At 68.5% G+C, this 16,851-nt stretch carries 17 protein-coding genes, 1 tRNA gene and 1 pseudogene; 12 read left to right on the plus strand and 7 right to left on the minus strand.

Annotation, left to right across the window (positions count from 1 at the left end):
- Both ACJ73U_RS42240 and ACJ73U_RS42245 read left to right on the plus strand, forming a co-directional pair.
- The coding region (locus ACJ73U_RS42240; protein ID WP_407783410.1) for an aspartate/glutamate racemase family protein at positions 1-569 on the plus strand (569 nt) is incomplete at its 5' end.
- Between the two features lie 23 nt (positions 570-592).
- Positions 593-1,363 (plus strand): MBL fold metallo-hydrolase, encoded by a 771-nt coding sequence (locus tag ACJ73U_RS42245; protein WP_407783411.1) that lies wholly within the window; start codon positions 593-595, stop codon positions 1,361-1,363.
- Here ACJ73U_RS42245 and ACJ73U_RS42250 read toward each other — a convergent pair.
- Positions 1,360-1,899 (minus strand): hypothetical protein, encoded by a 540-nt coding sequence (locus ACJ73U_RS42250; protein ID WP_407783412.1) that lies wholly within the window; start codon positions 1,897-1,899, stop codon positions 1,360-1,362. The two genes, ACJ73U_RS42245 and ACJ73U_RS42250, sit on opposite strands and share 4 nt — an antisense overlap.
- Positions 1,900-2,254: 355 nt before the next feature.
- On the opposite strand from ACJ73U_RS42250, the gene ACJ73U_RS42255 reads away from it, so the two are divergent.
- Positions 2,255-3,343, plus strand: coding sequence for a helix-turn-helix domain-containing protein (locus tag ACJ73U_RS42255; protein WP_407783426.1), 1,089 nt, complete (start codon positions 2,255-2,257; stop codon positions 3,341-3,343).
- A gap of 50 nt (positions 3,344-3,393) precedes the next feature.
- Complete coding sequence (locus ACJ73U_RS42260) at positions 3,394-4,572, plus strand: hypothetical protein (RefSeq protein WP_407783413.1); 1,179 nt, start codon at positions 3,394-3,396, stop codon at positions 4,570-4,572.
- Here ACJ73U_RS42260 and ACJ73U_RS42265 read toward each other — a convergent pair.
- Positions 4,462-4,995 (minus strand): GNAT family N-acetyltransferase, encoded by a 534-nt coding sequence (locus tag ACJ73U_RS42265; protein ID WP_407783414.1) that lies wholly within the window; start codon positions 4,993-4,995, stop codon positions 4,462-4,464. The genes ACJ73U_RS42260 and ACJ73U_RS42265 overlap by 111 nt on opposite strands.
- A 112-nt stretch (positions 4,996-5,107) precedes the next feature.
- Here ACJ73U_RS42265 and ACJ73U_RS42270 point away from each other — a divergent pair, with 112 nt between their 5' ends.
- Positions 5,108-5,755: a TetR/AcrR family transcriptional regulator gene (locus tag ACJ73U_RS42270; protein WP_407783415.1), complete on the plus strand. Its 648-nt coding sequence runs from the start codon at positions 5,108-5,110 to the stop codon at positions 5,753-5,755.
- Between the two features lie 90 nt (positions 5,756-5,845).
- Here the strand turns inward: ACJ73U_RS42270 and ACJ73U_RS42275 are convergent.
- A pseudogene (locus tag ACJ73U_RS42275) lies at positions 5,846-6,793 on the minus strand (YbhN family protein); the annotation flags it as partial.
- A gap of 149 nt (positions 6,794-6,942) precedes the next feature.
- Between ACJ73U_RS42275 and rph the strand changes: the two are divergent.
- Positions 6,943-7,707: a ribonuclease PH gene (gene rph / locus ACJ73U_RS42280; protein ID WP_407783416.1), complete on the plus strand. Its 765-nt coding sequence runs from the start codon at positions 6,943-6,945 to the stop codon at positions 7,705-7,707.
- Positions 7,704-8,312, plus strand: coding sequence for an RdgB/HAM1 family non-canonical purine NTP pyrophosphatase (gene rdgB, locus ACJ73U_RS42285; RefSeq protein ID WP_407783417.1), 609 nt, complete (start codon positions 7,704-7,706; stop codon positions 8,310-8,312). Before rph ends, rdgB begins: the two co-directional genes overlap by 4 nt.
- An 83-nt stretch (positions 8,313-8,395) precedes the next feature.
- Here rdgB and ACJ73U_RS42290 read toward each other — a convergent pair whose 3' ends face one another.
- The 3 genes from ACJ73U_RS42290 to ACJ73U_RS42300 all read right to left on the minus strand — a co-directional run bounded on the left by ACJ73U_RS42290 (position 8,396) and on the right by ACJ73U_RS42300 (position 10,281).
- Positions 8,396-9,319: a hypothetical protein gene (locus tag ACJ73U_RS42290; RefSeq protein ID WP_407783418.1), complete on the minus strand. Its 924-nt coding sequence runs from the start codon at positions 9,317-9,319 to the stop codon at positions 8,396-8,398.
- 119 nt (positions 9,320-9,438) lie between these two features.
- Positions 9,439-9,906 carry a thioredoxin-dependent thiol peroxidase gene (gene bcp, locus ACJ73U_RS42295; protein WP_407783419.1) on the minus strand — a complete coding sequence of 156 codons (468 nt, stop codon included), beginning with the start codon at positions 9,904-9,906 and terminating at the stop codon, positions 9,439-9,441.
- A gap of 33 nt (positions 9,907-9,939) precedes the next feature.
- On the minus strand, positions 9,940-10,281 hold the full coding sequence (locus tag ACJ73U_RS42300) for a hypothetical protein (protein ID WP_407783420.1): 342 nt from the start codon (positions 10,279-10,281) through the stop codon (positions 9,940-9,942).
- Positions 10,282-11,096: 815 nt separating this feature from the next.
- Between ACJ73U_RS42300 and ACJ73U_RS42305 the strand changes: the two genes are divergently transcribed.
- A tRNA-Leu gene (locus tag ACJ73U_RS42305) sits at positions 11,097-11,170 on the plus strand.
- Positions 11,171-11,409: 239 nt separating this feature from the next.
- On the opposite strand, the gene ACJ73U_RS42310 is transcribed toward ACJ73U_RS42305, so the two are convergent.
- Positions 11,410-13,359, minus strand: a complete 1,950-nt coding sequence (locus ACJ73U_RS42310) for a DUF4236 domain-containing protein (protein ID WP_407783421.1) — start codon at positions 13,357-13,359, stop codon at positions 11,410-11,412.
- 702 nt (positions 13,360-14,061) lie between these two features.
- On the opposite strand from ACJ73U_RS42310, the gene ACJ73U_RS42315 reads away from it, so the two are divergent.
- From ACJ73U_RS42315 to ACJ73U_RS42330, 4 genes are all read left to right on the plus strand, one after another.
- Positions 14,062-15,471: a plasmid pRiA4b ORF-3 family protein gene (locus ACJ73U_RS42315; protein WP_407783422.1), complete on the plus strand. Its 1,410-nt coding sequence runs from the start codon at positions 14,062-14,064 to the stop codon at positions 15,469-15,471.
- 126 nt (positions 15,472-15,597) lie between these two features.
- A complete protein-coding gene (locus tag ACJ73U_RS42320; protein ID WP_407783423.1) occupies positions 15,598-15,927 on the plus strand; it encodes a putative quinol monooxygenase in 330 nt (109 codons plus the stop codon).
- A gap of 83 nt (positions 15,928-16,010) precedes the next feature.
- Positions 16,011-16,418: a hypothetical protein gene (locus tag ACJ73U_RS42325; RefSeq protein ID WP_407783424.1), complete on the plus strand. Its 408-nt coding sequence runs from the start codon at positions 16,011-16,013 to the stop codon at positions 16,416-16,418.
- Positions 16,415-16,851 (plus strand): LLM class flavin-dependent oxidoreductase (locus ACJ73U_RS42330; protein WP_407783425.1); only part of this gene is annotated, 437 nt, incomplete at its 3' end. The genes ACJ73U_RS42325 and ACJ73U_RS42330, both read left to right, overlap by 4 nt.

Raw genomic sequence — 16,851 nt, forward strand, 5'->3', positions numbered from 1 at the left:
CGTCGGCGGCCTGCCTGGGCGACGCGCGGGAGCGGTACGACGTCCCGGTCGTCGAGGTGGTCGTGCCGGCCGTGCGCCGGGCGGTCGCGACCACGCGCAACGGCCGGGTCGGCGTCATCGGCACCGAGGGCACGATCCGGTCCCGCGCCTACCACGACGCCTTCGCCGCGGCGCCTTCGCTGACGGTGACCAGCGTGCCCTGCCCCCGGTTCGTCGACTTCGTGGAGCGCGGCATCACCTCCGGCCGGCAGGTCCTCGGCCTCGCCCAGGCGTACCTGGAGCCACTCCAACAGGCGGACGTCGACACGGTCGTGCTCGGCTGCACGCACTACCCGCTCCTGACCGGCGTGCTGCAGATCGTCATGGGTTCCTCGGTGACGCTGGTGTCCAGCGCGGAGGAGACCGCGAAGGACGTGGTGCGCGTACTGACCGAACTGGACATGTTCGCCGAGTGGGAGGAGCCGCGGCACGAGTTCCTCGCGACCGGTGACCCGGCGTCCTTCGCCCGCCTGGCACGTCGCTTCCTGGGGCCTGACCTGGGCGCGTTCGCGGTCACTCCCCTTGGGTGATCACTTGTGGAAGGGTGTCGGGCGTGCGTTTGACCGTGCTCGGCTGCTCCGGCAGCACCCCCGGCCCCCACGAGCCGTCGTCCGGGTACCTCCTGGAGGCCGGCGACTTCGCGCTGGGGGTGGAGCTGGGCAACGGCACCCTGGCCGAGCTGTACGCCGCGCGGGATCCGCTCACGCTGGGCGGGCTCGTGTTCTCCCACCTGCACCCGGACCACTGCGCCGACTTCAGCGCACTGACCGTCCTGCGCCGCTGGCACCCCGACCCGTCGGTGGACCCCCGGGCCCACCGCCTCCCGGTCTACGCGCCGAAGGAGGCACCGTCGCGCTTCGCCGCCGCGTACGCCCCGGACCGGGAGGAGCTCACCAGGACCGACCTCTCGGACATCTACGACTTCCACCCGCTGGCGCCGGGCAGCCGGCGGATCGGGCCGCTCGAGGTGACCACGTTCGAGGTGAACCACCCGCCCGAGACGTACGGCTTCCGCTTCACCCACGGCGGCCGCACCCTCGCCTACACCGGGGACACCGGGGTGTGCGACAGCCTGGACGCCCTGGCCGCCGGCGCCGACGTCCTGCTGGGCGAGGCGAGTTGGACCCACAGTGATGAACGTCCCTCGGGCGTGCACCTCTCCGGTCTCCAACTGGGTGAACTGGCGGCCCGCGCCGGTGTGAGCCGCCTCCTGATCACCCATGTGGCCCCCTGGACCGACCCCCAGGCGGTGCTGGCCGAGGCCCGTGTGGTGTTCGAGGGCGACATCGCCCTCGTCGAGCGGGGTGCGAGCTACCCCGTCTAGGACACCCGGTCGATCCGGGCGAGCCCCCGGTTCCCGGCGGCCTCGGCCGGCACCTGGACCCACCCGGTGTGCCGCTGGTCGGCCATCTCGAGACGGATGAGCGGCTCGAAGGTCCGCCCGTCGATCCCGTCGTACCCGTGCCGGATCACCGACCGGTGGATGTGGTCGGAGACCGCGAGCACGAGCGGCGCGCCGGTCTGCTGTAGCCGCGACTTCAGCTCCGGCGAGTTGAGCAGCCGGAACGCGAGGTCGAGGTCCTCCCCGAACGCGCCCTGCCGGTCGAAGTGGACGTCTCCGGAGTGGATCGCGACGCGCAGCCGGAACTTCCGGTTCGGGTGGACGATGCCGTGCTCGGCCAGCATCTCGCTCAGCACGGGCACGAACGTGTGCAGCAGGAGGGTCTTCGGCACCCCGTCGACCGGGCGGACCAGCGTGATCACGCCGTCCCCGGTGTTGATGAAGGGCTCCCGAAGGTCCTCGGTGATCTTGCAGGCGAGCAGTGCCGCCTCGAACAGGTCGTACATGTCATCTCGCACGACGGCCTTCGCCGTGTTGGTCCTGCTCGTGGACCCCTCGATGTCACAGACCAATATGATTCGTTGACGTGGCTGGAGCTTTGCTACCTCGGACATGACGCCTCCAGTCCTTCGTCAAACTTCAGCTAAAATTCAGCTAAGTTGACGAACTTCTGTGCAGTTTTAGCGTAGGCGGGTGTATAGGGCTGAAGCAAGCGGCCATCTGTCCAGAACTGGACGAAAGCAGGACAACTTGGGTCACGCCGGTGCCCGTGTATCACTCGGGTCTCGTCCAGCGATCCTCCAGGCAAGGTCGCGCTGACCCACGTTATACTTCGAGCTTTGGCGGTTAACTGAAGTTCTCCTGAAGGACGTGATGGTGGTGAACCCAGCTGAAGGCCCGGCGGCCAGGCTCGCCAGGCGGCTGCGTTCACTCCGCCTCGACGGCCTGGACGGCAGGCGGCTCACGCAGAACGAGCTGGCCGAGGCACTGGACGCGAGCGGCCCGCTCATCTCCTCCTGGGAGAGCCGCAAGAACCCGACGGTCCCGCCGCGGGAGCGGCTGGAGGCCTACGCCACGTTCTTCGCCACGCCCCGGTCGGTGGCCAGGGCGCCGTTCCGCGTACTGCCCGAGTCCCAGCTGACGAACGAGGAGCGGGGCCGCCGCGACGAGCTGCTCGCCGAGCTGACCGGTCTGCGCGACGGCGCGCAGGGGCAGGAGTCCGAGGCCGGCGTCGACGACCCGTTCGCCGGCAGCCACTGGCACTTCCCGCCCAACCAGGACATCACGATCGTGTGCTCGGCGCTGCCCGACGACTACCTCAGGGCGATGCCGTACACCGATCCGGCCGCCCCGGACTACGTGAAGCTGTACAAGTACGCGGACCTGGACGCGCTGCTGGAACTGTTCGGGCACCTGCGGGCCGCCAACCCGCTCAACAACGTCAAGATCATCACGCCCGATGAGGTCCAGACCGACGACTACACCAGTCACCTGGTGCTCCTGGGCGGGGTCGACTGGAACACGATCACCGCGGAGCTGCTGCGCCGCCTCGACGTTCCCGTGCGCCAGCTGACCAGGGAGAACGAGGACGTCCCCGGCGGGTTCCTGGTGTCCGAGGACGGCGGCGAGCAGCGGTTCGAGCCGGTGCTGCGCAAGGCGGGTGGCAGGGAGGTCCTCATCGAGGACATCGCGCACTTCTTCCGTGCGCCGAGTCCCCTGAACGAGGAGCGCACGGTAACCATCTGCAACGGCCAGTACCAGCACGGCACCTACGGCGCCGTCCGCGCCCTCACCGACGCACGGTTCCGGAGCCGCAACGAGAACTACCTGCGCACGCGGTTCGCCGGCGCGGGCACCTTCAGCATCCTGAGCCGGGTCAAGGTGTTCCTCGGTGAACCCGTCACCCCGGACTGGAGCAGCCCGGACGACCTACTACACGAATGGCCGGTACCCAACACGTGAGCAAGCGTGGCACGCGCTCCCGACACCACCACGGTTCACACCGTCAGCTGTTGACCGAGCGCCCGGCCTGCCAGTACCCGGCCGAGGTCGACGCGATCATCGTGCCGACGGCGCGGAACGCGGCCATGCTGGACACGGCCATCGCGCTTGCCAGCAAGCTGGACTCGACGCTCGTGGCCCTGTGCAGCAAGTACTCCACGGCCCAGGACGTCGTCACGCGCTCGGCGGGGGAGGGCGTACGGCTCGTCGCCATCGACGTCGAGGACATGCCCGACGGCGTGGTGCCCGCCTTCGACACCTGCCGGGTCCTCGCCGGCACCCGGTTCGAGCGGCGGACCGACACCAGCCTCAAGCGGAACCTCGGGCTGCTCCTGAGCCGGCTGATCGGCTGGCGGCGGATCGTCTTCCTCGACGACGACATCAAGGTCCCCGAACCGATGGACCTGCGCGACGCGGTCGGCATGACGGACCACTACGCGGGCGTGGGGCTGGTCATCGACCAGGTCGAGGGCATGCCCGACAACTCGGTCGTCTGCCACGCCTTCCGCGAGGCGGGCGGCGAGCAGGACGTGTTCATCGGCGGCGGCGCACTCGCCATCGGTACCGCGTCGATGACCTCCTTCTTCCCCAACATCTACAACGAGGACTGGTTCTTCCTCCTCGACGACGACGGGCTGCGTCCCACGGCGACCACCGGCACCGCGGTCCAGAAGGTGTACGACCCCTTTCGCGAGGACCGCGCCAGGATGGAGGAGCTGGGGGACTGCCTCGCCGAGGGCCTGTTCTGGCTGCTCGACAACGGGCGGTCGTTGCGCGACGCCACCGAGCGGCACTGGCGGACCTTCCTCGACCGGCGCGTCGGGTTCATCACCGACGTCATCGACATGGTCACGCGCATGGACGGCGATCCCGAGCTGCGCCACCGGATGCGGCTGTCGCTCAAGGCGGCGCGTGGGCGCTGCCACTACATCCGACCCGAGCTGTGCGTGCGGTACGTCGAGGCGTGGCGCGCCGACCGGGTCCGGTGGCGTCGTCACCTGGCGGACCTGGACGGCCTGCGCGTGCCGCGGGTCCGGGGCAGCCGGCCCACGGTCGACGAGGTCCGCACGATGTTCCGGTCACTGGACTTCCCCGACCGGGTGGTGCAGATCCGCCTCCCCGCGCAGCAGCTCCTTGACCAGGATGCGGCAGATCTCGACGTCCCGTTCCCCGTTGCTCTCCGTGAGTGAGTAGCACCGCACGGCCGGGTGCGGCCAGTCCTCGTAGCCGAGGCGCTTGTACAGCCGCGCCGCCCGGCCGTTGGTCACCTCCACCGCAAGGGCGACCTCGCGGCACCCGAGCATCCGCAATCGCCGCTCCGCGGCCGTGATCAGCCTCGTCCCGATGCCCTGGCCGCGGTGGTCGGGGTGGATCTCGAGGTGGTTGAGGATCGGCGTCTTCGGCAGGTGCTCGCGGAGCTCGTCCTCCTCCGCGTCCTCGAGCCACAGGTAGAGGACCCCGACGGGGCGATTGCCGCGCCACGCGGTCAGCAGCGTGCCACGCCGGCCGGCCTGCCGGGCGAAGCGGTCGGCGAAGAACCGCCGCTGGCCAAGCTCCCGGACGAGGGTGTCGAGGTCCGCGGGGTGGGCTCGTCGGATACGCAGGTTCCTCATGATCTGACAACCACGGTAGCCGAACCACACGGCTCCCATCCGGCAATTGCCCGTTATGCTTGAGAACGGCCCGCAGGGCGCGGGCCGGGGGAGGCTGACATTAAGGACCGCCGTGTCCACCAAGGTCGCCGCGCACAAGCAGGTCGTTCGACGTAGGAAGATCGACCAGCTCAGTAAGATCGACAAGTTCGCCCAGCGCAGGGCCCAGCTCGCCAACTCCGCGCTACGCACGCTCGCCGAGCTCGGCTACGCGCGCACGAGCCTGCGCGAGATCGCGCAGAACTCCGAGTTCTCCCACGGCGTCCTGCACTACTACTTCCGCGACAAGGTCGACCTGATCACCTACTGCGTGCGGCAGTACAAGGCCTCGACCGTCAGCCGCTACGACCAGGTCCTCGCCACCTCGGTCACGGCCGACGAGGTGCGCGACCGGTTCATCGCCGGCATGGCGACGTCGCTGGAGCGGGACACCGACATGCACCGCCTCTGGTACGACCTGCGTGCGCAGAGCATGTTCGAGGACTCGTTCCGCGACGACGTCCGCGAGATCCAGGTCAGCATCGAACGCATGGTCGGCCGCGTCTTCGCCCAGTACGCCGAACGTGCCGGCCTACGGCTCACAATGCCGGCGCGCCTGGTGTACTCCCTGGTGGACGGCCTTTTCCAGCACGCGCTCCTGCGTCACCTCGCCGGTGACGAGCGGGCCGCCGCCGACCTGCCCACCGAGCTCGGGCTCGTCTTCGACCGCGTCCTTGTCTGAGGGCCTGCGCAGCACCAGCCAGCACAGGAACCCGACCGGGATGATCAGCCAGCACGACAGCAGGCGGTAGACCAGCACGGTCGCGGCCGCGCCGGCGTTCCCGGCGCCCGCGGACACCAGCCCGGCCAGCAGGCTGACCTCGATCACGCCGATGCCGCCCGGGGTGAGCGGCACTTGCCGGACGACCTGGACCGTCAGGTACACCGCGCCGATCGCGGCCAGGCTCACCGGCAGGTGGAACGCCCTGGCGGCCGCGAACAGGCAGAGCAGGTCGGTCAGCCAGTTGGCGAGCGCCGCGCCGAGCGCGAGCGTCCAGTGCCGGCCGTCGACCTCCCGTGAGCTGGTGATCGCGTCGGTCAGCGGCCCGAGCGCCTTGCCGAGCCGCGGCCAGCGGGTGCCGACGGGCCGGTGGTGGCGTGGCCGGGCGGAGCGCGCGCCGTTGCGGAGCTGCCAGCCGGACTGCCACGCGAACAGCCCGATCATCGTGGCCAGCGCGAACGCGAGCACGACCGACACCTTGGTGGTGCTCGACTCCTCCCGCCACGCCGCGCCGAGGTGCACGGCGCCCGCCGCGAGCACCCCCGTCGCGTACAGCAGGAACAGCGCGGCGAACGACAGCAGGCCGGACAGGACCATGACCGTCGCCGCCGTCCTGCGGCTCGCGCCACCCGTGCGGAACTGCCTGAACGCGTACGCCGCGGAGATCGCCGAGCCGGCGGGCAGGCTGATCGCGATGGCGGAGCGGCTGTAGGACAGGGCGAGCGCGTGGTGCCGTGTCATCGGCACGCCGAACGCGGACAGCAGCCGGCGTTGCTGGCGGGCGAACATGCCCATCGAGACGAACTCGGCGACCGCGGCCACGGCGAGCCAGCCGGTGTCCGCGTTCGCGATCGCGTCGCTGACGGCTGTGAGGCTCGGCAACTTGCCCCGCAACGAGACGACGGCGACGATGAGTAGTGCGAGCACCGCCGCGAACTTCATCGAGCCGGTGAGCACCGGGTGCTTCTTCCCCTTGGCCTGCGAGTCCCCCTCGGACATGGCCGCCTCCGATTTCAACCTGTGTTGAATGGTCCTCCGCGTTGGCCGTTCGGTCAATCACCGGCGGGGTAACGTCGGACACAGTGGTAACCGGCCGCACTCGAACCGCGGTAAAGGCCGGTTGGGCCGGGGGGCCTAGAGTTCAGGCCGTGGTACGAAGCGATGGCAGGAACGACGACCAGCTCAGGGACATCAAGCTCACCCGCGGCTTCCAGATCTGGCCGGCCGGCTCGGTGCTGGTCGAGTTCGGCAAGACCAGGGTGCTGTGCGCGGCGAGCGTGACCGAGGGTGTGCCGCGCTGGCGCAAGGGCTCAGGCCTCGGCTGGATCACCGCCGAGTACGCGATGCTGCCGTCCGCGACCAACACGCGCGGTGACCGCGAGTCGGTGAAGGGCCGGATCGGCGGTCGCACGCACGAGATCAGCCGCCTCATCGGCCGTTCGCTGCGGGCGTGCATCGACCTCGCCGCCCTTGGCGAGAACACCGTGGTCATCGACTGCGACGTCCTGCAGGCCGACGGCGGCACCCGCACCGCGGCGATCACCGGCGGTTACGTGGCGCTCGCCGACGCCGTCACCTGGCTGGCCGCCGCGGGCCGGCTCGCCGATCCCCAGCCGCTGTCGTGCGCGGTGCAGGCGGTGAGCGTCGGCGTGGTGGACGGTCGGATCCGTCTCGATCTTCCATACGAGGAGGATGCCCGCGCGGAGGTCGACATGAACGTCGTCGCCACCGACGCCGGCACGATCATCGAGGTCCAGGGCACCGGCGAGGGTGCGACATTCACCCGATCGACGCTCGACCGCATGCTCGATCTCGCACTGGCCGGCTGCGCTCGCATCAACGAGCTCCAGGTGGCCGCACTGGCCGAGCCCTACCCCGGCGAACTCCCGACCGCGAAGGTGGCCCGTTCGTGACCCAACTGCTCGTGGCGTCCCGCAACGTCAAGAAGCTGCAGGAGATGCGCCGGATCATCGAGCGCGCCGGCATCGAGGGGGTGGCCGTCGTCGGGCTCGACGAGGTCCCGCCGTTCGAGGAGGCCCCGGAGACGGGCGTCTCGTTCGAGGACAACGCGGTGACGAAGGCGCGTGACGCGGTGGCGGCGACCGGGCTGCCGACCGTCGCCGACGACTCCGGCCTGGCGGTCGACGCGTTGAACGGCATGCCCGGCGTGCTGTCCGCCCGGTGGGCGGGCATCGCCAAGGACGACCGCAGGAACCTCGAGCTGGTGCTGGAGCAGGTCACGGACATCCCGGACGAACGGCTGGGCGCCCAGTTCGTGTGCGCCACCGCGCTGGTGCTGACGGACGGCACGGAGATCGTCGTGCGGGGCGTCTGGCCCGGGACGCTGGTGCGGAAACCGCGCGGGACCAACGGCTTCGGCTACGACCCGATCTTCGTGCCGGAGGGCGAGACGAGGACGTCGGCCGAGCTGCTGACGGAGGAGAAGGACGCGATCTCCCACCGCGGCCGGGCGCTGTCGCTGCTGCTGCCGCACCTGCGCAGCCTCGGCGACCGCTGACCGCTGCCAGAGTACTTGGTCAGACTGCTCGGTCGAGTGCTTGATCGGACTGCTCGGTCAGAGTGCTTGGTCAGAGTGCTTGGTCAGACGCTGCCAAGCTGCTGGTCCAGCGCGCTGGCCGCCGCCGTCACCGACTTGGCGCACCTCGCGCGTCCCGAGCCGAGTGGGTGCTCGGTCAGCAGGACCACGACGTACCGCCACTTCGCACCCACCAGTCCGGTGCTGTGCAACACCATCGTGTGATCGTTGTTGCTCCAGCCCTGCTTGATCGCCCACTGTGCGTTCAGCCCGTCGGGGATGCCGAAGTACTGGCGGAAGTCGTCGGCCGCGTACTCCGGCGCCTGCGCGAGCGCGTCCACGATCAGTGTGTGGTCCTCGGGCGGCAGGCTGTCCATCACGAACTGGTACACCCGGACCACGTCGCGTGCGGTCAGCATGGTGTCGCCCCACCGCCCGTAGGTCTCGGGGGGTTCCGTGGCCCGCAGCCCGATCAGCTTCGCCATGCGCGTGACGAGCCGCGGTCCGTCGTCCTGGACCCACAGCTCGCTCGCGATGTCGTCGTCGCTCATCGAGAGCATCCGGGCGATCTTGTTCCGCGTGGTCGCGTTCGCGCCCCGGCCCAGCGCGTCGACGGCGATCAGCAGCTTCACCAGCGAGGCCGACCGGAACTGCCGGTCCGGTTCGACGGCCAGCAGCTCCGTGCCCGTGCCGCGATCGAAGACGACCGCGCCGAGCGTGGTGTTCGGCTCGGCCGCGGCGGCCGCCGCGACGAGCGGCCGCGGGTCGAGCCGGCCCTGCTTGCTCGGGACAGGCCCCGGCTCGGGCCGCACCTCCGTTGCTGGCGGCGTGCTGCTGGCACTGGTCGTCGTGACCGGCGGGATGATCACCGGCGCACCGGCGGCCGCGGTCGGCCGCACACCACACGCGCCGGTCAGACCGGCGACACCGATGACGGCGGCCAGGCAGACACCGGTGAGCGCGGCGCGGCGGGCGGAGGAGTTGGGCATGCCGTGAATACGCCGTGCCAATTGGCGAAGTTGACCCGTTCAAGTGACAACTTTGCGCTGGTGGGAGACGTACGCGCGACAAACCCGTCAGGTTGCCCGCAGTCGCGTGTCGCGTCGGATCAGACCTTCAGATCCTTCCGCAGTTTCGCAACGTGACCGGTGGCGCGCACGTTGTACATCGCCTTCTCGATCTTCCCGTCCGCGTCGACGATGAACGTGGACCGGATGACACCCATGATCGTGCGCCCGTAGTTCTGCTTCTCCCCGAAGGCGCCCCAGGCGTTGAGCACCTCACGGTTCTCGTCGGACAGGAGTGGGAAGGTGAGCCCCTCGTCCGCGACGAACTTGGCGAGCTTGGCCGGCTTGTCCGGCGAGATGCCCACGACGGCGAACCCGGCGTCGTTCAGCTCGGCGAGGTTGTCCCGGAAGTCGCAGGCCTGCTTGGTGCAGCCCGGCGTGCCGGCGGCCGGGTAGAAGTAGACGACGACACGTCGTCCGCGAAAGTCGGAAAGCGAGACGTCGCTGCCGTCCGAGGAGGGCAGCCGGAACTCGGGCGCGTCGTCGCCGGGGGAGAGTCGATTGGTCATGGCGGGGACGTTATCCGGTGGGACCGACAGGGGTCAGACGGTGCCGTCGAAGACGGGGATGGCGTTGGCCGCGTCCGAGCCGGGCCGCACGGCGACCCGCACCGCACTCGGTCGAGCGGGCACCCCGAACGCGATCGAGACCCGCACCGTCTGCCGAGGGAGGACCTCGTCCTCCGTGCTGGTGACGCCGCTGTACCCCTGCGTGGAGTCGATGATCTGATCGGCCGGCTGCCCGTCCGCGGTAGCGACGAACAGCAACTGGGCCGTGCGGTAGGTGGTGTCCCCCTGGTTGTCGATCACCAACTCGAACGCGACCGCACGAACCGCCTTCGGGTAGGCCTCCTCCGTAGGCGTGAACGACGTAGGCGCCGACACCGAAAGAGTGACGTCATCCCCGATCTTCCGAGTGACCCCGTCCTTCGCCAGGTACTCGGAACGCTCATGCGCCGCGCTCGGCGGCGGGGCGTTGAGCGACTCCTGCGCTGTGTCGAGGGTGGGCCGGCTGGTGCTGCAGGCAGCCAGAACCAGCAGAACGCATGCCGCGACCGCAAGCCTGACCAATGGCACGAAGAGAGCCCCTTCCCGGGCGAGCGGGTACGTCTGAACGCACTATGCCGGTGCCGCCGTTCGTGGCGGGAACAATTGCCAGACCCGGTGTCATCCCGTAGCCGACCTGTGACCAGACCGCCACAACCAGTGATGGAGTCCCAACATCAAGTGGCAAGCGCGAACAACAGAACGAAGACCGCCGCAGCAACCAAAAACCCGGCGAACAACCACCCAAAGTCCCGCCACGCCGAGATCGACTTGTCATCCTCCCCCGGCACGTAGATCCCCCGCCCCTCAAACCGATCAACCAGATGGAGGACAGCCATGAACACACGCCGTGGCCACAAGGCAACCTCCCAACAAGATAGTGTCACGGGGTAGACCCACTAGCGTAATAAGCGTCGCACACCCGCCCGCCAAGCCCGTAGACATCCGGACGTGAGCGTGCCGCCCCCATGAACACAAGCCCTCACCAGAGTGGACCCCTCGACACCCGCGGCAGCCCCTCTTTCCCCCGGTGGCAGCACTCGCCCCAGCCCTCCACGCACACCAGTGATCACGGTGGGTAAGAGGTCAATCAACACAACGGGGATGTCGTGACCACCGAAACCACCCCCGGGCTACCCTGTGCGTGCAACACCGGGGCCGTAGCCCAACAGGCAGAGGCACTGGATTTAGGTTCCAGCCAGTGAGGGTTCGACTCCCTTCGGCCCCACTACCTCTGACCAGCGCAAATGAACCTATCAAGATTGCTTAACTTGATCTTTGGGTGCGAGTTTGTTGCGTAAGTGTCATTGGCCTCCGCGGTGAGATCACCCCAGGCTTCCGCTGGACCGACCCCGATCGCCTCAACGATGAGCCGTTCTTCAGGCCGAGGGTTCCTAAGAGCACAACTGAGACCGGTGGCCTGTAGGCGCGAGATCGGGTGCGAACTGCCGGCTCCTCGTACGCGCGTCAATTCGGGGTGGGCAGGCGGAGTTCGATCTGAAAGCCTCGGGTGCCGTGTGTGATCAGTGCCTCGCAGTTCGCGTGGCCGGACTGCTTCGCCGCGGCGACGACGAGGTTTTGGTAGCGGGCGCTCATCGCGGCAGTGAGTTCGCCAACTCGGCCACCGTCCAGGCGCACCTCGATCGCGTAGGCGCCTTTGTGCTTACCGCTTGAAACCGTGGATGATACGAGTTGCGCGGCCACCCGGGTAGAGGTGCGGGTCGGGGAGTGGTGGCGCGACAGGACAGTCTGGTGGTCTTCCTCCTTCGTCACCGTCACCTGCCGTGCCGGGTCGAGTAGGTCGATCTCGCCCACGAGGTTCTCGAGCAACAACGCGTCCGCGCCGGCAAGGTGCAGGTACATGCCGTAAGACCGACCACGGCCGCCACCGGTGATCCGCCCAGGGCAGGTTCCCACGTAGCCCTCGTTCTTGAGTGCGAAAATGGCGGCCTGGTAGGCGGGGGCGTCGTAGCGGCTGAGGTAGCCGACGGTCACCGCGCCTGCGTCGGTCGCGACATCGACCCGAACCGCGTTGCCGTCGTGGGGATTCTCTGGCTCCGGAACGAGGATGGCGACGACCGGCAGGTGTTGGTTGAAGTCGCTTCCGACTTCGATCCCGTTGGCCAGCAGGCGGAGGGCGGGCTGGTACTGCGACTCCCCGACGATCGGGAGACGTCCTTCGGCAGAGAGCCGCCGCCGGGACAGCGGCACCGCGGTCGGAGTCATCGAGTTTCCATTCCGGCCGGAGCCGCATCCGTGGCTGGGTGTGCGTGATAGCGGGGCTTTCGGTTGGGGCGTGCCGCGTACCGCGTCCGGATGCAGCGCGGCGGCCTGTTTCCGTGGCCTGGGCTGCTCGGCTGTCGCCATGTCCTGGAGCGAACCGGCCAGTGCCGAGCTCGCAGCCGTGGTGGAGAAGTCGAAGATCGCGTGGTAGCCGGCTTCTCCGGTGAGTGTCAGCCGGCCGTACCGGAGGATCGGAAGTTGCCGGTTGTTTTTGAAACGTCGGTCCGGGCCGCCTTTGACGTTGACGTACTGCCACGTGTGCCCGACGAGCTCGGAGTCCGACGACACCGCACCGTCTTCGATGAAGCGTTGTGGCGCCGCTTCCGCGCGCGAATAGCAGTACGCGACATCCGCGTAGTGCTTTCCTTCGCGAATCAGGATCCGGTCCGGCAAGAAATACACGGAACGGCGGGGAGTGGATAGCGATGGAACGGTGATATTCGACGTCAGGTTCGGCGGGCCGCTGATTCCCCTCGTCAACGGCACCCGATTGATCAGCGCTGATGCACCCGCGTTGACCTTGTGCTGATGGGTGGTGGAGACGGCTCCCGAGGCGACGACATGCCAGGCGCGTTGGGCCTCACTGACCTGGCCGAAGGCGTCGACAAGCCGTTGGAAGCGCCGTGCCTCTTCCTCGCCGTGCACGTCGTAGAACGCCACGACCTTTCGGTGTACCTGGTCCTTCCAGAAGAGCCAGACGGTCAGCGGCGCCCCCGCCAGCAACACCAGTGGCGACACGTACACGAGCGCGATTGTCAGTGCGAGGCACCACGGCCAGAACCGCGGCGATCTCGCGGCGTCGTTGAGTTGGGTGACGAGATCGCTTGATGAGACTTCAGTCATGTCGAGGGCGGTGGCACCGGAGACATCGGACAGCACGACATCGCTCGGTGAGGGCAGACCGGGAGGCTTTACCTGTGAACCCGCCGGCGGTGTACGAGTCTGCGTCTTTCCGCGTGGCGAACGGACGGTGGCGCGGTAGGACACCAGACCACCGCCGAGCGAGACGTAGGTACCGCGTGGCCCGGCGCCGAGCCGGAACCCGGGAACGCCGACCGATGCACCCATACCCGCGCGCGACATGTTCACTCGCACCGGACCGACTTTGACGCTTGTGCGCAGATAAAATGACATGACCGACCTTCGACCGTGGTTGCTCGGCAGTTCGTCGCAGATCGGCGCGGCGGCGTTACACGACCGGTTGTGGATGGTGTCCGGATGCGGGATGTGGCGGCAACATGCATCGGCGCTACCCCTCACTACTCACATCCGGGAGACCATCAATGCCGAGTCCTCGGGTCAGCGTCGGCGGCCGCTGCACACGAATTACCCTCGCGGTTGCGGTCGTGTGCGGTGCCTTTGCTGGTATCGCCCGCGTCATCGTTGATAAGTTTGCTCGACTCGCTCGGAGCTACCCGTGCCTCTGGCCCCACAGATTCGGGGCCTCTGGATACCGCGTTCTCCAGGCCGCCTGGCATGCAACAGTTGGTGGTCGATTAGGTTCCGGTCAGTCGCGGTTCGGCTCCCCCTTGAGCCTCCACTGCGCCTGCGGGCATGATGAGCCCAATCATCGACCGGCCTATGATGAGTTTGTGAAGGTAAGGGGCTGGTTGTAAACGGGGGGTTCTCAGCCTGTAGTCGATTCAGGTTCCGGTAGCGGCCGTGTGCCAGGGAAGAACAACGCAGCGACGGGGCTTCTTCCCCGGTCATGCACGCCAGGTGGCCATCGGATACCCCGGTCCTGTGTTGATGCCGCGCCGGGGCATACTCGCCGCCGTGAGTTCGGTGAGTCGTGGACGGAAACCCAGGAAGCGCAACAAGCCCGCAGGGCGTCCCGTGCCCGTCAGTCCGGTGGTCGACACCGATCCGTGTGGCTGTCCGGCCTGTGCAGGTCCGCCGGTTGAGCTGTCCGAGCTGGTTGACGGGATACTCGCCGACGTCGCGGATGAGGCGCTGCCTGCCGAACCAATGGTGGCCGAGTTCGGGGCGGCGTTGTTCGTCGCCATGTGTGAGATGGCCGGTGAGGCGTATGAGGACGCGCTGGTTGACGGGTTCGTGCCGGAGTTCGAGTCGCGGGCTGATGCCGCCGCCCTGATCATGTTGTTGGCGCTCGGTTCCGTCTGCGGTGGTCGGGCGGGGAAGGCCGCGACGGACGCTGCGCACCGGATGGTTGGTGCCGGGGTCGAATCGCCGGGTTGGGCGACCGAGCTGACCGAGCCGGTGTCGGTCGGTGAATGCTGGCGGTTCGCTGATCCTGCCGGTGCCGGAGCCATGCTGATCTGCTCCTTCGAGCGGGCGGGGCGGACGCACGCTTTCCTGGTCAGCGTCGACCACACCGACTGTGGCGCCGCGGTGAACATCGAGTTGCTCGATGCCGAGGGGCTGCCGGAGGCGATGGAGTTGGTGCGGCAGTCCGGGGTCGCGGTGCACGAGGAGCGGCTGGAGCCGGCGGAGCTGCGCTGGCAGGTCGAGTGCGCTCTGGACGCACGGGCGGCGCACGACGAGGGCGAGTTGCCGTTCGACGAGGACGGTCTGCCGGACTACTACCCACTGGCGGTGCTCCTCCGGGCCCGGCTGCGTGCACTGCCCGACTCCGACAAGCCCAAGCCACCGCACGACGACCTGCCGATGTCGTTGCCACGCCTGCTGGACGCGTGGTCGCCGTCCCGTCCCCTGCAGCCGAAGCCGGCCGGTCCGGCGCCGGTCTACCAGCTCAAGGTGGGGTTGCGTGGGGCGAAGCCGCCGATCTGGCGGCGGTTCGAGGTGCCCGCCGACGTCAGCTTGGACCGGCTGCATGTGATCATCCAGGTCGCGTTCGGTTGGGACGGCAGCCACCTGCACGTCTTCGAGACGCCGTACGGAGACTTCGGCATCGCCGACCCCGAACTGGGCCACCGACCGGCCGGTGAGGTGTCATTGGCGCAGGTGTTGCCCGGCGAGCGAGCGAAGATCACCTACGTGTACGACTTTGGCGACGACTGGCGGCACGACATCCTCGTGGAGAAGGTGCTCGAACCGGATGAGTCGGCGACCTATCCGCGCTGCACGGGCGGCCGCCGGGCTGCGCCGCCGGAGGACTGTGGCGGCATCTGGTCCTACATGGACCTGCTGGAAGTGCTCGCCGACCCGACACACCCCGAACACGCGAACAGCCTGGACTGGCTGGGGCTCGACAGCGCCACCGAGTTCGACCCGGCCGCCTTCGACGCCCCAGCGATCACGAAGGCGCTGTCGAGCCTGCCCTGACTCCCGCGGTCCTTGTCCGGACGAGTTCCGCGGCTGGCGACCGGGGCCGACGTGCGAGGGTCGGCGCGCACCACCCGCATAATGGCCCAGGCCGGTCGTCGCGTCCGTACGAGGTTGAGGAGTGTCATGATCTTCATTACCGCCAAGTTCCGGGTCCTGGCCGAGTATGCGGATGACTGGCCGGCGATCTCACGGGAGTTCACGGAGGCGACGCGGGCCGAGTCGGGGTGTCTGTGGTTCGACTGGTCGCGCAGCGTCGAGGACCCCAACGAGTACGTGTTGGTGGAGGCCTTCCGTGATGGGGACGCCGGGGCCGCGCACGTGCAGTCCGATCACTTCAAGGCCGCTCAGCGGAGCCTGCCGGCGCACCTTGCGGAGACTCCGCGAATCGTCAGCGTGACCGTTCCGCAGGACGGGTGGTCCGAGCTCGGGGAGATGGCAGTACCGCGGGACTGACCTAACCGCGTCATTCCTTCCAGGGAATTGCTGGTCCGCACGCGTGACGGCAGCGTGTGCACGGCAACCCAGAAGGAGGAATCTTGCGTAACCCTATCGAGTTGGCTGATCGTTACGTGGCGGTGTGGAACGAGCCGTCGGCGGAGGTTCGGCGGGCGGCGGTTTGCGCCCTGTGGACCGAGGACGGCGTGCACCTCCTGCAGCCGCCCGAGGAAACCGTGAAGGCCGCGGACGGGCTGAGTGTCACCGCGGTCTTCCAGGCTCGCGGGCATGACGAGCTCACCGCGCGGGTGGCGCGTGCCTACGAGGAGTTCGTGGCCACCGGACAGATGTCCTTTCGGCGCCGGGGGGACGTCGCTCGTGTGCACGACGTCGTCCGGCTCGGTTGGGAGGCCGTGTCCGGCGGCGAGGTCGTCGGGCGGGGCACCGACTTTCTCGTCCTCGGTGCTGACGGGCGGATCCGGGCCGACTACCAGTTCGTCGAAGCATGATCGAGTTCGGTTATCTGCTGCCCACCTTCGAGGGCGGCGACATGGTCTCGTTGGGGGTTCGGGCGGAGGAGGCGGGGTTTGACTCGCTGTGGGTGCCCGATAGCCCGTTCGTGTATGGGTTACCCGATCCGGTGTTGATGCTCGCGGCCCTGGCGTCGGCGACCTCACGGGTTCGGCTGGCCACCGGGGTGCTGCTCGCGGCCATGCGGCAGCCCGTGCTCCTCGCGCACAGCCTCGCCACGCTGGATCAGCTGTCGGGCGGGCGGTTGATCGTCGGGATCGGGTTCGGGTTCAACGGCCCGGAGTCCGAGCGGCAGTTCGCCGCCGCGGGGGTGCCGTTCGACGAGCGCATCAGCCGGGTGACCGAGACTATCGAGATCCTTCGCGCGCTGTGGACGGGTGAGCCGGTCAGCCACGTCGGACGGCACTTCGC

Origin of the sequence: Actinophytocola sp. (genome assembly GCF_045807065.1) — a bacterium.
Classification (GTDB): Bacteria; Actinomycetota; Actinomycetes; order Mycobacteriales; family Pseudonocardiaceae; genus Actinophytocola.